The sequence below is a fragment of the Thermodesulfobacteriota bacterium genome (assembly GCA_040753795.1).
Taxonomy (GTDB): Bacteria; Desulfobacterota; Desulfobacteria; order Desulfobacterales; family Desulfosudaceae; genus JBFMDX01.
Genome location: JBFMDX010000012.1, coordinates 47089 through 61169, shown reverse-complemented (window position 1 = coordinate 61169; position 14081 = coordinate 47089). Strand labels below are relative to the sequence as shown.

Sequence of the window (14081 nt, the reverse complement as noted above, 5' to 3'; positions counted from 1 at the left end):
TACATAGTATTATCAGTAAAATAAAATAAAACCCCTGATCCAATGGGTCAGGGGTTTTATTGTTGTTATTATTTGTCTTCAACCGAACAGATCAAATGATAATGGTTTCCCCCATGGCCGGGATTGTTGTTTCTATTCCCATCCGCTGCAGTTCTTCCGAAAACGGCCGGGCCTGTTCCATCTCACCGTGAACAATAGCGGCTTTTTTAATATTCAGATTGGACTCCCGGATAAATCGCGTCAGTTCATGCTTGTCCGCATGCGCGCTGAAGCCGTCAATCTCGGTAACGTGGGCCTTCAGGGGATATTCTTTCCCGAAAATCTTCATAATCGGCGGGTCCGTCTTTTTACCTGACCGTTGGTACTTTTCACCTTCGACCAGTATCCGCCGCCCGAGGGTGTTTTCCGCCATATAGCCGACGATTAAAATGGTATTGGCCGGGTTATGAATCTTGTATCGCAGATGATGAAGGATGCGCCCGAATTCGCACATTCCCGACGCGGAAATAACAATATGAGGAATTTTTTCTTTCATCACTTCCATGGATTCTTCCACGGACTCCACAAAATGGACCATATCAAAGTCAAACGGGTTGTCCCCCCGCTTCAAAAAGGTTTCATGCGTTTCGCAGTCATACACCTCGGGGTGTTCGCTGAAAACCCGTGTCAGCTTACTGGCCAGGGGGCTGTCCACATATACGGCCACCGGCTTGACATCCCCCCTGTCATAAAGCGCGTGAACCGTGTAGAGAATCTCCTGGGTACGGCCGTAGGCAAACGCGGGGATAATGACGGTGCCGTTTCGATCAAGGGTTTCCGACAGCACCTGCTTCATTCTCCCGGGCAGGTCGGCGACCGACCCGTGCTCCCTGTCGCCATAAGTGCTTTCAATGATCAGTAAATCGATATCCCGGTCTTCGGGAGCAAAATCAAGATTCGGGTCCCGGATAATCGCCTTGCCGAATCGTCCCAGATCACCGGTAAAACAAATGGTTTTTCGAACGCCCTTGTCACGCAGTTTGATGATACTGACCGCCGATCCCAGAATATGGCCGGCTTCATAAAACGTCACCGTCATGTCTTTGCCGATGTCAACCGGTGTCCGGTAGGGGATGCCTTCAAAATGCTGCAACGCGCTGGCGGCGTCAGCCACGGTGTACAAGGGATCTGCCAGCGGCACGTATAGCCGGGCTGCCAGTGCGTTGATCTGTTCGGCGTCAAGTCGTGCGCCTTCCCGTTTCAGCAACCGGGTCGCGTCTTTGATTTCCTGGAACGATGCCTCCCTGCCCTGTTTTTTAAAGAAATTTGTACGGATGGCGTTTCTGACCGCCTTGTAGTTCAAATATTCCGCTTCCGACTCCTGGATATGGGCCGCGTCCGTCAGCATGTAATCGCAGACATCTTTTGTCGCGCGGGTACAAATGATGCGGCCATTGAATTTTTCTTTGACCATCATGGGGATTCTGCCGCAATGATCAATATGGGCGTGCGACAAGACGATATTGGTCAGGATGGCGGGGTCAAACGGCGCGGTCCGGTTTTTCCGCGAGGACTCGGATCTTCTTCCCTGGAAAAGGCCGCAGTCCAGCAGGACATTGTCATGATCGGTCTGCAATAAATGCATTGATCCGGTCACTTCCCGGGCCGCGCCGTGAAAGGTAATTTTCATCACATCTCCTCTAATCGCCAATATGACGCCGGATGGCTTCGGCAATATCGATGACGGCCCTTCTGGCCTCCTCGGCGGTCGCCGCTTCCGCCATTACCCGGCACAGGGGTTGTGTTCCGGAATACCTGACCAGGACTCTTCCGGACTCACCAAGAGATGCTTCTACCGCGGCAATGGTTTTCCGCACGTCCTTGATAGTTCGCAAGTCCGGTTTTTCCCGTACAGGGACATTGACCAGTTCCTGGGGACAAACCGTCATGGTGGAGGCCAGCACGGACAGCGGTTTATGGGTCCCGGCCATGATATGGCAAATCATCAGGGCGGTCAGCAGGCCGTCTCCGGTTGTCTGGTGATCGGAAAGGATAATGTGTCCGGAATCCTCTCCGCCCAGGGCGGAACCCCGGGAAAGCATTGTTTCCAGGACATGGCGGTCACCCACATCGGTGGTGACATGGGCAATATCCATCTGCCGCAAGGCCCGGGTCAAACCGATATTGCTCATCACGGTACTGACCACGGTGTTGTTTCGAAGCCGGCCGTTTTCCTTCAGATACCCGGCGCAAATCGCCAGTATCCGGTCCCCGGACAGGATGTGTCCGTTTTCATCAACCGCGACTACCCTGTCCCCGTCCCCGTCAAAGGCAAATCCGGCGGCGGCCCGCTGTTCTATCACCTGCCGGCAAAGGTTGTCGGGGTGTTCTGAACCGCAGCCGTTATTGATATTCATCCCGTCCGGAGCCGCGGATAAGATGACGGCCCGGGTAAAAATTCTTTTGGCAATGCCGCCGACCGCGCCATTGGCGCAGTCAATCACCAGTTTGATCCCGTCTGGAAAAGGCGGCAAAGCGCCCTCCCCTGCCATGGATTTTTTTAAAAAATCGGCGTAGTGAATATCCGCGTCCTTTAACCGGTGAATTCTTCCGCAGGCAGGTTGACCGGGTGACGCTGAAGACTCCCGGCAGGACAGGATAAGCGTTTCAATCTCCGCTTCCTGGGGAACGGAAAGCTTATGACCTTCCCGGTTAAAAATTTTGATACCGTTATCCATAAACGGGTTGTGAGACGCTGACACCACAATGCCGGCATCGGCCCCCATTGAGACGGTCAGATAAGCGATCCCGGGTGTGGGAAAAACTCCGGCCAGATACACGTCCGCCTCCATGGCGCATAACCCCGCGCACAAACCGCTTTCCAGCATATCGCCTGATTGCCGGGTATCCTTGCCGATGACAACCGTAACCGGACCGGATTTGTCCGGTTTTTTAAAAAAAACGGCCATGGCCCTTCCCGCGGCCACGGCCATTTCCGCTGTCATGGGATACCGGTTGGCCTGTCCCCTGATCCCATCCGTGCCGAAAAGCCTTCCCATGGATTTTCTCTTTCCGGGATAAATGATTAATTTAACATCAGGTTGAATGAGGGCAGTACGTCGCCGATACGGTCAACGACAAAGTCCACAATTGATCGCAACCAGACGGTTCCGGCATTTACATCTGCCTGGGGCAATGATTTGATTGTCGCCAGATAACTGACGCTTTGCTCTTCCCGGGCGCGATTTACCCCCTCGAGGAAGGCGTTTTTGGTGCGCTCATCACCGCCTTCCGATTTAAACAGCAGCAGAAGCAGTTCGGTGATGATTTCTTTTTTGGCAAAAAGCTCCTGCTTCTGCTCGAGCAGAACGGATGGACGGTCGCTCCCGCGGTTAATCATGGCAATGGAAAAAGGCATCTTGTCGCATAACTCTTCAAAACGTTTGACGCGCTCTTCAACGCCCAGGCGGATTTTTTCCTTCAGACCGGACAGCAGCGCCTCGGGAAATGTCCTGGAATGGACAAACTGCGACCGGACTTCTTCATACCAGCGGTTCAGCGCCACCAGGTTGGCGATATAATTAATGTTGTTGGCCACGATCCGGTTGATGTTGCCATACATGCCGGGGGTGTACTCCATGGAACCGCCCTGCAGCGTTTTTCCGATGATCAACTTACCCGTGCCGGATTCATCCTTGCGGCAAATCGATCCGGCTGCCGTGACGGACCCGAATCCCAGGCGAATGGGCCCCACCGCTCCGCCCTGCCCGCCAAGGAATATCGGCCTCTGCCGGAGCATAACGCCTCTGGGCACATCGCCGAAAAGAGACGGGGTTGCCTTGTCCTGGTTAGGCGAGTAATTAAAATGAACAAACGAACTCCCCACCTCGCTGTGATCTTTGCTGCCCGTACCCCCGGCCAGAAGGCAGTCACAGAAATTGATCATGCTTCCCAGCGTCGCGTAAGGGAAAAGGATGGTCTGCTTCAGCCCGACCGTATGGGCCAGACTGCTGCCTTCTTCCATGATGGTCCCTTCCCGGACATGGGCGTTGGACCCGGCCCTGGCGCCTTCCAGAAAAACGGCGTTGTAAAAAAATCCGGAGCCAAGATAGGCTTTCGGACCGATCTGGCAGTCTTCGATGGTCGCCGGGCCTTCTCTGCCGATGGTGACGTTACGGCCGATAAAGGTGGACGTTCCGTAAATTTTACAGCCGGCGTGAATCGTTACCCCGTCCCCTGAAATACGGTCACTGGAAACATCATCTCCGATTTCAACACTATCCGGGGAAGGGATGGAAACGCCTTTGGCCAGTAAGCGATCAATTTTTACAGAACGATCCTTCATACCGTCTCCCCATGAATTTATGAATCCTTTTTATTCTAATGAAGAATGGAAGATTTATCAATATATCAATCAGCATGCTTTTTCATCAACAGGAAGGATCAGTCTTTCAATCACCATATGGGGGAGTTTTAAAAATAAAACGGAAAGGTGGTGATATAAACAGGAGCCTTGCATAACGGTAAGGCTATGGCAACGGAGCCGGCATCAAACGAAAGTATCTGTCTATGACGGTGTAACGTCCAGATCAAAAAGGTAATAAACGGAGGTAAGGTTATCGTCGATTTCCACGTTGAACAGTTGAGCGAGGGAATTTAAAATGATGATGGCATTTTTGTCCGCGTCTTTTTCGGCGACACTTCCGATGCGGGCTAAAATCCCCTTGTTGACCTTTTGAACATTTTCGTAATGCTCATCAAGTTTTTTCATATCCAGGTCCGGGGTCAGGCCCTGTTTGTAGACAAAATACTGACGAAGCAGATACATGGAAGCGGATCGCACCATGGTTTCCTGTATGGTCGAAAAAGGAAGGTGAAAACGGGCCATGGGTTTAAACAGGTTCATGATGGGACAATTACTGGTCGCCATGATGATGCCCATGATGGAGAAAAGCCCCTCCTGAACGGAAGTCTGTTTCTGATAAGTGCGCTCCGGCGTTTTGCAGCAGACCAGGCAGGTGTCATAGGAAAAAGCGCTTTTAAATTCCTCAACCAGTTCGGCCATGTTCAGCGCGATCGGGCAATAAGCGGTATCTTCCAGCGTCAGCGGGCAGCATTCGCATTGTTCGTTATTCAGTGCCGCCCAGGCGGGAAAGTCCTTGGGCTGGGGATGGATAATGGAAATAGTCCGGGCATCAAGTTCGATTTGAAAGACCTTGCGGCTCTGATCATTAAAGCTGAATTCGTACTCGATGCGATAGGGGGTTAAATCCGTTCCCATGCTTCCATTCCGTTTTTAATTCGTAGATTTGGTCGGGACGGCAAGATTTGAACTTGCGACCCCAGCGTCCCGAACGCTGTGCTCTACCAGACTGAGCCACGTCCCGACATTACGACTTTGTGTATTTTTAGTTTACGCCACAAGGGTTGTCAATGGAAAACATCAGGGACTTTGTACTTTATCCAAACGGATTGGTGGTGACGATGGTATTCCCTCTGCCGGCGCCCACGGACACGATTTGAACCGGCACACCGACCATTTCTTCAATATAATTAAGGTAGATGATGGCGTTCTCCGGCAGTTCGTCCAGTGACCGGGCCTGGGAAATATCCTCGGACCATCCGGCCATGGTTTCATAAACCGGTCGGCATTCGGCCAGGACGTTCAGGTCGGCCGGGAAATCATTGAGCTTGACTCCCTTGTACTGGTACCCCACGCATACGTCGATCGTCTTCAAGCCGGTTAAAATATCCAGTTTGGTGACCGCCAGGCCGGTCAGGCCATTGAGCAAGGCGGCATTCTTCAGCATGACCACATCCAGCCAGCCGCAGCGGCGTTTTCTGCCGGTGGTGGCGCCGAACTCGCTCCCTTTTTTTTGCAGGTATTCACCCGTTTCATCAAACAACTCCGTGGGGAACGGCCCTTCCCCCACCCTTGTGGTATATGCCTTCACTATCCCGAGAACACCGGTTATGCCGGTAGGGCCGATGCCGGTCCCGCAGCAGGCGTTCCCGGCGACCGTGTTGGAGGAAGTGACAAACGGATATGTCCCGTGATCGACATCAAGGTATGTGCCCTGGGCGCCTTCAAAAAGAACGTGCTTTCTGTCGGCATTGGCGTCCGCGATCATCTTGGAAACGTTGGCCACATAAGGCGTCAGTGTTTCGGCGTAGCCGGAATACTCCTCGATGACGGCTTCCATATCCAGGGGCGGCAGGCCGAACATTTTATCCAGATAGATATTTTTCTCTTCTACCCGCTGAATGATTCTTTCCCGCCATCCGCCGGTGGTCAGCATGTCCACGAAGCGGAGCCCTACCCTTCCCACCTTGTCTTCATAACAGGGGCCGATGCCGCGGCCGGTAGTACCGATCCGCTGGCTTTTCTCGCGGGCGGCATCGATGGTCTTGTGATAGGGCATGATAATATGGGCGTTCCGGCTGATAAAAAAATTGTCCGGGGAAATGGTAATGCCCCTGCTTCTCAATCCGTCGATCTCTTTTGTCAGGACCGCCGGATCGACCACCACGCCGTTTCCGATCAGGCATTTCTTTCCCTGAAGAATGCCGGAGGGGATCAGATGACTGATAAATTCCTGGCCATCCACCACCAGCGTGTGCCCGGCGTTATTGCCTCCCTGGAACCTCACCACCAGATCGGCATGGGCCGCCAGCATATCCACGACTTTGCCTTTGCCTTCATCCCCCCACTGCGTCCCCAGAACTACGATATTCGCCACGTCAGACTCTCCCGCTTCCCATTCATGATTATCGCCTGGCACTGAAAAAAGACTGTATCAGTTGACGGCACGTTGCTTCGCAAACACCTGAAACAATTTCAGGGTGATGATTCAACCGGTTGTTCTCCGCAAAGTTATATAATGATCCGGCCGCTCCCCACCTGGGGTCTGCGGCGCCGAACACGACTGTTTTTATCCTGGCGTGAATGATCGCGCCCATGCACATCAAACAGGGTTCGATGGTAACATAGAGCGTGGTGTTTAACAAACGGTAATTTTCCATCCTGCGGGCGCCTTCGCGCAAAACCATAATTTCGGCATGGGCCGTGGGATCACACCGGGAAATCGGCTGATTGAAGGCGGTCGCGAGAACCTCTCCGTCTTCCGACACCAGAACGGCGCCCACCGGAACCTCGCCCCGGTCCCGGGCGTTTTCGGCCTGGCCGATGGCCATCCTCATAAACTTCTCATGATCCGATATGGGAAAAACCATTGTCCGTCACCAGCCAGTCAGGGTATTATTAAAAAATTCCGGTACAATGCGGATATTTTTCAGTTCATCGCTACTTCCGCAACTTCTTGTTGACATTATCCCTACTATCATTTAGAAACGACTTCAACGCAAAAGCAGTAAACTGCGCCCGTAGCTCAGCTGGATAGAGTACCGGACTACGAATCCGTCGGTCGCCCGTTCGAATCGGGCCGGGCGCGCCAGATACGCAAAAGGCTTTCAGACAGGCTGAAAGCCTTTTGTATTTTTCGGGGGGAAAGGCCGATCCGGATAAAAATCATTTCAGGCAATTCTTGCAGACGCCGTCGACGCGGATTTCCACCTTGTCGATCCGGCCGGGGAAAATTTTTCCCAGGGGGCTGGTATCGACCGTCAGGCTGTCCGGGTTGAGGCATTCCATCTGGCCGCATTTTTTGCAGTAAAAATGGGCATGGGGCCGGTGATGGGGATTCGGGGCCAGGCCGTAATAAAATGACCGGCCGCCGGTACTGAGCCGTTCGACCAACCCGTTGTCCACCAGCAGATCCAGAATCCGGTAAACCGTGACCCGGTTGATGGCGGAATGGCGTTCCAGGGTGTGATAAATATCGGCGGCGGATAATGGATAGTGGTTGCTGCCGATCACTTCCATGACCTGCAGGCGATTGTCGGTCGACTGCAGTCCGGCACTCTCCAGCAAGGCCGCGTAGTCGCATTGGTTACACATGGTCGTCTCATTTGTTGTGGTTGATCGGCGTCAGACCGCAATGTTCCGGTTCGGGAGGCGCTTTTTTCCGTTTATATCGTCCGGTAACGCGGTCAATGCCCGTGGTCACGAAAAACACAGTCCCGGCCACCATGATAATGGCGGCACCGGAAGTCAGATTATAAACGCAGGATATCCATAACCCGGTCACGGTGAATACGGCGCCCAGAAGGCTGGCGCCGATCATCATCCGCGCCAGTGAGTTGACGCGTTTCTCCACAATATACGGCGGAATCGTCAGCAGGGCGATGACCAGGATCAGCCCGACGATCTGAATCACCATGACAACGGTTACGGCCAGCATGACAATCATCAGGATATAAAGCACTCCCGTGGGTACGCCGCGGATTTTCGCGAACTCTTCATCATAGGATAAGGCCAGAAAGTCGTTGTAGAAAAAAAACACCAGTCCCACGATGACGCCGGCCATCACCAGCATGATCCACAAATGGAAATCCGGCACGGCGATGATGCTTCCGAACAGGTAAGCTATCAAATCCACGTTGTATCCCGGGGAAAGGTCCAGAAAAATGATTCCGGTGGCCATTCCCATGGCCCAGATGACGCCGATGACGGTGTCGGCGCGGTGTTTGTTTTTCATGCTGACGGCGGCCATGAGCCACGCGGCGACGACGGAAAAACCGGAAGCTCCGGCCAGGTAAGGCCAGTGAAAGTAAACGGACATGCCGATACCGCCGTAAGCGGCGTGGGCGATGCCGCCGGACAGGAAAACGATGCGGTTGGTCACCACCAGGGTGCCCATCACGCCGCAGATCACACTGGCCAGCAGTCCGGCCAGCAGGGCATTGCGCATGAATTCATACTGCAGCAGTTCAATCATATAAGCTACTCTTTCCGATTGGTTCGGCGGGAGGTGCAGGATCGCGTGGGGGTGACCAGACCGACCGGGCAAATATCCTCCACCGTGCAGGGGCAGAAGTTTTTTATGGTTTCACCGGTTATTTCCGACTCCTGATGATAATGCAGACGTCGATTTACGCAGGCAACGGATTTCATATAGGGGGTGATCATCAGCAGATCGTGGCTGACCACGACAACCGGGATATCCCGGTTTAGTGTTTCCAGCAGACGGTAAAAATCGCTCTGCCCTTTTGAATCAATGCTGGCGGTCGGTTCGTCCAGAAGCAGCAGCCTGGGATTGGTAACCAGCGCGCGGGCGATAAAAATCCGCTGCCGCTGTCCTCCGGAAAGCTCACCGATGCGCCTGTCGGCAACGGTAAGCATGTCCATTTTCTCCAGAGCGTCCAGGGCGTCCCGCCGGTAGCGGTCGGCCGTACCGAATCGTTTTCGCCGGGGAGCCAGTTTCCCCATGAGTACGATATCCATCACCGTGATGGGGAAATCCGGGTTGATATTCACGTTCTGGGGAACATAGCCGATATGATGGGAGTATTGTTGCGGAGGGCCGCCAAGGACACGGATGGTTCCCTGGTCCGGCTGCAGCAGGCCCAGCATCAGTTTTAACAGGGTCGTCTTGCCGCCGCCATTGGGACCGGTTATGGCGACAAAATCCTTCTCCCGGATCGTCAGGCAGACGTCTTCGATCACGGGTGATCCATTATACGTAAAAGAAACGTTTTGAATATCAACAATGACGGGATCCATGGGAAGGTCTTTATCTCAAGGCGGTTTTAATTTTGGCGGCCACGTCCGTCAGATTTTTTTCCCAGTCCGGTGCCAACGGGTCGGCGTAGACGACTTGTCCATGAATGGCATCGGCCACCTGCTTGACCCAGTTCGCGGTGGACTGGGGTTGTACCAGCATAACGTTCAGGGAGTGCTGCCGGGCAAAATCGATGATTTGTTTCAATTGCGCCGGTTTGGGCGCTTTGCCTTCCACTTCCACCGGGATCTGAATCAGGCCATAGTCATCGGCAAAGTATCCCCAGGCCGGATGAAGCACCATGAAGCGGCTCCCCCGGCTGTCGGCAAACAATTGTTTCAGGAGGGTATCCAGGTCCTGCAGCCGTAGCATAAACGTCCGGTAGTTTTTTTCATAGGCCTCCCGCCGGTCCGGATCCGCCTCCTGCAGCCCGCGCAGAATCATTCCGGCCTGGCTCATAACCAGCGCCGGTGAAAGCCAGATGTGGGGATCGGCACTGTTTTCCGGGATGGAGACGGAATCATGATGGTGATGGAGATCCCGGGAGGATTCGCCGCAGGCATGGGCTTCCATCGTCCTTTTTTGGATTCCTTTATCCGTTCTGACAATTTTTATGTCCGGATTCATTGAGACTATCTTGTTTAACCAGACCGTTTCAAACGGCACCCCGAGGGAAAAGTACAGTCGGGCGTCACCCAGGTCTTTCATTTGAGCCGGTCGGGGCTCATAGGTTTCCGGACTGGCGCCCGGCGGAACCATCACCTGAATGTTCACCATGTCCATGCCAATCTGTTGCACGAAATAGGCTTGCGGCACGATACTGACACACACCGGAATCCTGTCCACGGCATTTAAATCATCAGGACAGCCAACCGCCAGAGCAAGGAGTGTGATTACCAGCAGCGGAATGGCAAGCAGGGCCCTCCTTCTGTTATGTTTATTCTGTGTCATGCCGCTCGGTCCCTTTTGTTACCATGCAAAGCGGTTCGCGATCTTTATCTGGTCGCGAACGGCGTTAAAATTATAACCCCTTACAATCAAAAAAAATATTCGCTTACAGCCCATTCTATAATACGGATGCAACACAGTAGCATCATCATGTCTGTTCCACAATAGTTTTTAACTGTCCTGTTGTCTTGCCTGGTCTCACTGCCTTTTTAGCCGCCCGCGGATTCCAAAAAGTTTGACTGCAAGATGAAGAACGAATAAAATAAAAATAATATTTTTTTTAAACCTGTTTTTTATCAAGGATCAAAAAAATGAACAGACGAACTCCCGCTTTCCTCATCAGCCTTGTTGTCTTCCTGTCCACCCCTCTTTTTGCCGCCCATGTGATCACCGACGCGGAACTGGACAAAATTACCGGTCAGACCGGTATCGTGCTGAATGTAGTCCTGGATTCCCTGGTGGGTGAGAACTATGATCAATTGACAGAGGAGCAGAAGGGTGAAGTGCGTCAAATGATCGAGAAGACCTTCGGTCCCCTGACCCGGGAGGAAATAGACCAGATCATCTCCTCGCAACAGCTTTTTGCCGAAATGATTCAACAGCTTCCCGAGAAAGATCGAAAAAGTATCGAAGAGGCGTTTGACATCATCACCTCCGAGCTGAATGCGACCGCACCGGCCGAGTTGCTGGCCACGACGGATGGCGGTCAGTTAAGCGCTGACAACATTAGCGACTGGGCTGAGGATAAAGTCAGCAAAATTCTGATTGCCCAGCAGATCATCAATGATATGATTCAATCACTGGCTCCGGCTCAATATAATCAGATGATGGTTGTCCAGAATATTGTCGATCGTCGTTTTGACACCTTGAAGCAGTAATCGCCTCATGCCGGCCGGGAGCCGAAACCGGGGCCCGGGTTGAATCGTTACGAAGGAGACCTGCCATGCAGATACATGAAAATGCCGGTGAAGTTTATATCGATGGTCAGAAATCAAGGGAACGGCGCCGCTGGAAACGGTTTCTGGTGGACGGCGCCTACGTGCTGGTTTCCAAGCCTTCCTTGTTCGGGTTCGGGAAGTCGTCCTATCTTACGCTGGGCCCGATTAAAAATATCGGCATGAAGGGCCTGGCAATGCATTACGTGGAAAAAAACAACAAAATTCTTCGCAAGGTGGATACCCTGTCCATCATGTTCCCCGGAGAGGGGATCATCGTCGATAAAATTCCCTTCCAGATTGTTCAGGACTTTGAAATCGCCGATCTGCCCGGGTTAAACGGCAAAGTCAGAAATCTGTGCATTGCTTTTAAAAAAGTCCTGCCCATGCAGAAAGCCCAGCTGGAGCGATTCATCAGCCAGCACGGCAATGAACTGTCAACTTAATCTCATCAGTTGCCTGCGAGGATTCCGGTTTGAAACAGACGGATGTGGTCGTTCATGGTTTTTGTGACGCGGCGTTTGAAAGTGTCAAACAGGCGTTTATTGATAATTTCCGGCGGAAAAAAGAGACCGGCGCCGCGCTGGCCCTGACGGTGGCCGGTAAAACCGTGGTCGATATCTGGGGCGGCTTTACGGATTTTTCGAAACAACGCCCCTGGCGGGAAGATACCCTGGCCAATATTTATTCCGCCACCAAAGGCATAACCGCCCTGTGCGCCCTGCGTCTGGCTGATGAGGGCCGCCTGGACCTGGACGCGCCGGTGACCCGATACTGGCCGGATTTTGGCCGGGCCGGCAAAGACGCCATAACCGTCAGAATGCTGCTCAATCACACCGCCGGCATGGTGGCGGTCCGATCCCGCCTGCCCGGAAAGGCGCTTTACGACTGGGATACGATGACCAGCGTCCTGGCCGCCCATTCCCCCTGGTGGCCTCCTGGACAAACCCTCGGGTATCACGCGCTGACCTACGGGTGGCTGGTGGGACATGTCATCCGGCGCATTACCGGATTGACGGTCGGGCAGTATTTAAAACAGGAAGTGACCGGCCCCCTGGGGCTGGATCTCCATATCGGCCTGGATCCATCGGAACATCGCCGTTCCGCCACCATGATCATGCTCCGCTTTCCGACCCTGCACGCGGACGCCGCGCGTCTTGCCGGAGCCATAGTGAAAAATCCCCGGGGACCGACGGCCTGCGCGTTTTCCAATCCCTGGACCATTGTCACCGGCGTGAATACGCGGTCATGGCGCAGCGCGGAGATACCGGCCGCCAATGGACAGAGCACCGCCCGGGCACTGGCCCGTGTCTACGGCGTTCTGGCTTGCGGCGGCAAGAACGGGAGCAGGGAAATCCTGTCTCCGGCCATGATTGACCGCTGTTCACAGGAAGAATCCGCCGGGCGGGACGCGGTGCTGCAACTGCCGACCCGTTTCAGCCTGGGTTTCATGATGAATCAGGACAATCCGTCAGGGAATTTCGGACCGGGCCGGAAAAGCTTCGGTCATCCCGGCGCCGGCGGTTGCCTTGGGTTCGCGGATCCGGAACGACAGCTCGGCTTCGGTTACGTGGTTAATAAAATGGACACCTTTATCCTGATTGATCCCAGGGCAAAATCCATTATCAATGCGACTTATCAGTGCCTGTGACGGGTTTGTTTCATTTGCCGCAGTTCCGGTCCTTCCATTTCCAGAAGTCCATTTTGCGGCAATCCTCCAGTTTGCAGGCCATGGCAAAATCCTTGCATGCGGCGGCCTTGTTGCCTGTCTTTTTCCAGGCGTCCCCCCTTCTGGCATAAAAGGAAGCGTCATTGGGATAAATATCAATCGCTTCACTGTAGTTCCAGAGCGCCAGATCATAGTCCTGCTTTCCCATCAACGCGTCCCCGCGGATTCTGAACGCCAGGACCGCCAGCGGATAAATGCGGAGAGCCTGGCGGCAATCTTCAATCGCCTCATCATATTTCTTCTGACTTAACCAGATTTCGGCCCGTTGGATATAAGCGCCCGGGTCGTTGGGATTGATGGTGAGCGCTTTGGAAAAATCCGCTAACGCCAGCGCCGCCTCCCCCTGCTCCTTCAACAATATGCCCCGGTACAGATACCCCTGATAATCATTTCCGGTTCCTTTTTTGATCGCCAGGGTATAATCCGCCAGGGCGTTCTTGGCATCTCCCTGTTTCTGAAACAATCGTCCTCTAATCACGTAGGCTTCAGTTCGATCGGGACGAAGTTCAATGACTTTGTATAAATCCGGCATGGCCATCGCCTGATCGCCCTTTTCAATAAGGGCCACGGCCCTGGCCATATAGGCATCCTCGTAAACCGGGTTCAACGCTATTGCGCGGGTAAAATCGGTAGTGGCATTATCAAACTCTTTTTTCATCGCATAGGCATTCCCCCGGTGATAATAGGCTTCGGAAAAATCCGGATTCGCCTCCAGGGAGCGGGAAAACGACTCAATGGCCTCGTCAAATTTTCCGGACCGCATATGATCCACTCCCCTGGAAAGGTTCCGCGAGGCGACGCAGCCGGACAGGATCATCAGGGCAATCACCGTACAGATAAAAGACAAATAACCTCGACGTCTCATAAACG

General features: G+C 53.5%; 14 protein-coding genes and 2 tRNA genes. 4 read left to right on the top strand and 12 right to left on the bottom strand.

Annotation, left to right across the window (positions count from 1 at the left end; all coding sequences use genetic code 11):
- Positions 1-91: 91 nt before the first annotated feature.
- The 7 genes from AB1724_13900 to tadA form a co-directional block, all read right to left on the bottom strand.
- Positions 92-1669, bottom strand: coding sequence for an MBL fold metallo-hydrolase (locus AB1724_13900; GenBank protein MEW6078903.1), 1578 nt, complete (start codon positions 1667-1669; stop codon positions 92-94).
- A 10-nt stretch (positions 1670-1679) separates the two neighbouring features.
- Entirely contained in the window at positions 1680-3038 is a 1359-nt protein-coding gene (gene glmM / locus AB1724_13895) for a phosphoglucosamine mutase (GenBank protein ID MEW6078902.1), read from the bottom strand.
- A 26-nt stretch (positions 3039-3064) separates the two neighbouring features.
- A complete protein-coding gene (locus AB1724_13890; protein MEW6078901.1) occupies positions 3065-4324 on the bottom strand; it encodes a hypothetical protein in 1260 nt (419 codons plus the stop codon).
- A gap of 222 nt (positions 4325-4546) precedes the next feature.
- Positions 4547-5260 carry a hypothetical protein gene (locus tag AB1724_13885; protein MEW6078900.1) on the bottom strand — a complete coding sequence of 238 codons (714 nt, stop codon included), beginning with the start codon at positions 5258-5260 and terminating at the stop codon, positions 4547-4549.
- A gap of 29 nt (positions 5261-5289) precedes the next feature.
- Positions 5290-5366 (bottom strand) — tRNA-Pro (locus AB1724_13880).
- 72 nt (positions 5367-5438) lie between these two features.
- Positions 5439-6719 (bottom strand): adenylosuccinate synthase, encoded by a 1281-nt coding sequence (locus AB1724_13875; GenBank protein ID MEW6078899.1) that lies wholly within the window; start codon positions 6717-6719, stop codon positions 5439-5441.
- A 28-nt stretch (positions 6720-6747) separates the two neighbouring features.
- Complete coding sequence (gene tadA, locus AB1724_13870; GenBank protein MEW6078898.1) at positions 6748-7212, bottom strand: tRNA adenosine(34) deaminase TadA; 465 nt, start codon at positions 7210-7212, stop codon at positions 6748-6750.
- 144 nt (positions 7213-7356) lie between these two features.
- On the opposite strand from tadA, the gene AB1724_13865 reads away from it, so the two are divergent.
- Positions 7357-7433, top strand: a tRNA-Arg gene (locus AB1724_13865).
- A gap of 74 nt (positions 7434-7507) precedes the next feature.
- On the opposite strand, the gene AB1724_13860 is transcribed toward AB1724_13865, so the two are convergent.
- From AB1724_13860 to AB1724_13845, 4 genes are read right to left on the bottom strand one after another with little or no spacing between them, the layout of a single operon-like run.
- Complete coding sequence (locus AB1724_13860; GenBank protein ID MEW6078897.1) at positions 7508-7936, bottom strand: Fur family transcriptional regulator; 429 nt, start codon at positions 7934-7936, stop codon at positions 7508-7510.
- Between the two features lie 7 nt (positions 7937-7943).
- Positions 7944-8816, bottom strand: a complete 873-nt coding sequence (locus AB1724_13855) for a metal ABC transporter permease (GenBank protein MEW6078896.1) — start codon at positions 8814-8816, stop codon at positions 7944-7946.
- Positions 8817-8821: 5 nt separating this feature from the next.
- Positions 8822-9601 carry an ABC transporter ATP-binding protein gene (locus tag AB1724_13850; protein ID MEW6078895.1) on the bottom strand — a complete coding sequence of 260 codons (780 nt, stop codon included), beginning with the start codon at positions 9599-9601 and terminating at the stop codon, positions 8822-8824.
- 10 nt (positions 9602-9611) lie between these two features.
- Positions 9612-10550 carry a zinc ABC transporter substrate-binding protein gene (locus AB1724_13845; GenBank protein ID MEW6078894.1) on the bottom strand — a complete coding sequence of 313 codons (939 nt, stop codon included), beginning with the start codon at positions 10548-10550 and terminating at the stop codon, positions 9612-9614.
- 308 nt (positions 10551-10858) lie between these two features.
- Between AB1724_13845 and AB1724_13840 the strand changes: the two genes are divergently transcribed.
- From AB1724_13840 to AB1724_13830, 3 genes are all read left to right on the top strand, one after another.
- The gene (locus AB1724_13840; GenBank protein MEW6078893.1) at positions 10859-11425 is read left to right on the top strand and encodes a hypothetical protein; all 567 of its coding nucleotides are present in this window, start codon (positions 10859-10861) and stop codon (positions 11423-11425) included.
- 65 nt (positions 11426-11490) lie between these two features.
- Positions 11491-11928 carry a hypothetical protein gene (locus AB1724_13835; protein MEW6078892.1) on the top strand — a complete coding sequence of 146 codons (438 nt, stop codon included), beginning with the start codon at positions 11491-11493 and terminating at the stop codon, positions 11926-11928.
- A 29-nt stretch (positions 11929-11957) separates the two neighbouring features.
- Entirely contained in the window at positions 11958-13133 is a 1176-nt protein-coding gene (locus AB1724_13830) for a serine hydrolase domain-containing protein (GenBank protein MEW6078891.1), read from the top strand.
- A 10-nt stretch (positions 13134-13143) separates the two neighbouring features.
- On the opposite strand, the gene AB1724_13825 is transcribed toward AB1724_13830, so the two are convergent.
- Complete coding sequence (locus AB1724_13825; GenBank protein MEW6078890.1) at positions 13144-14076, bottom strand: tetratricopeptide repeat protein; 933 nt, start codon at positions 14074-14076, stop codon at positions 13144-13146.
- Between the last annotated feature and the right edge of the window lie 5 nt (positions 14077-14081).

Bases quoted from the DNA above. Each gene is read 5' to 3' on its own strand.
- AB1724_13890 (MEW6078901.1), bottom strand. From the start codon at position 4,324: ATGAAGGATCGTTCTGTAAAAATTGATCGCTTACTGGCCAAAGGCGTT.
- AB1724_13840 (MEW6078893.1), top strand. From the start codon at position 10,859: ATGAACAGACGAACTCCCGCTTTCCTCATCAGCCTTGTTGTCTTCCTG.
- AB1724_13885 (MEW6078900.1), bottom strand. From the start codon at position 5,260: ATGGGAACGGATTTAACCCCCTATCGCATCGAGTACGAATTCAGCTTT.
- AB1724_13845 (MEW6078894.1), bottom strand. From the start codon at position 10,550: ATGACACAGAATAAACATAACAGAAGGAGGGCCCTGCTTGCCATTCCG.
- AB1724_13855 (MEW6078896.1), bottom strand. From the start codon at position 8,816: ATGATTGAACTGCTGCAGTATGAATTCATGCGCAATGCCCTGCTGGCC.
- glmM (MEW6078902.1), bottom strand. From the start codon at position 3,038: ATGGGAAGGCTTTTCGGCACGGATGGGATCAGGGGACAGGCCAACCGG.
- AB1724_13860 (MEW6078897.1), bottom strand. From the start codon at position 7,936: ATGTGTAACCAATGCGACTACGCGGCCTTGCTGGAGAGTGCCGGACTG.
- AB1724_13900 (MEW6078903.1), bottom strand. From the start codon at position 1,669: ATGAAAATTACCTTTCACGGCGCGGCCCGGGAAGTGACCGGATCAATG.
- AB1724_13825 (MEW6078890.1), bottom strand. From the start codon at position 14,076: ATGAGACGTCGAGGTTATTTGTCTTTTATCTGTACGGTGATTGCCCTG.
- tadA (MEW6078898.1), bottom strand. From the start codon at position 7,212: ATGGTTTTTCCCATATCGGATCATGAGAAGTTTATGAGGATGGCCATC.
- AB1724_13850 (MEW6078895.1), bottom strand. From the start codon at position 9,601: ATGGATCCCGTCATTGTTGATATTCAAAACGTTTCTTTTACGTATAAT.
- AB1724_13835 (MEW6078892.1), top strand. From the start codon at position 11,491: ATGCAGATACATGAAAATGCCGGTGAAGTTTATATCGATGGTCAGAAA.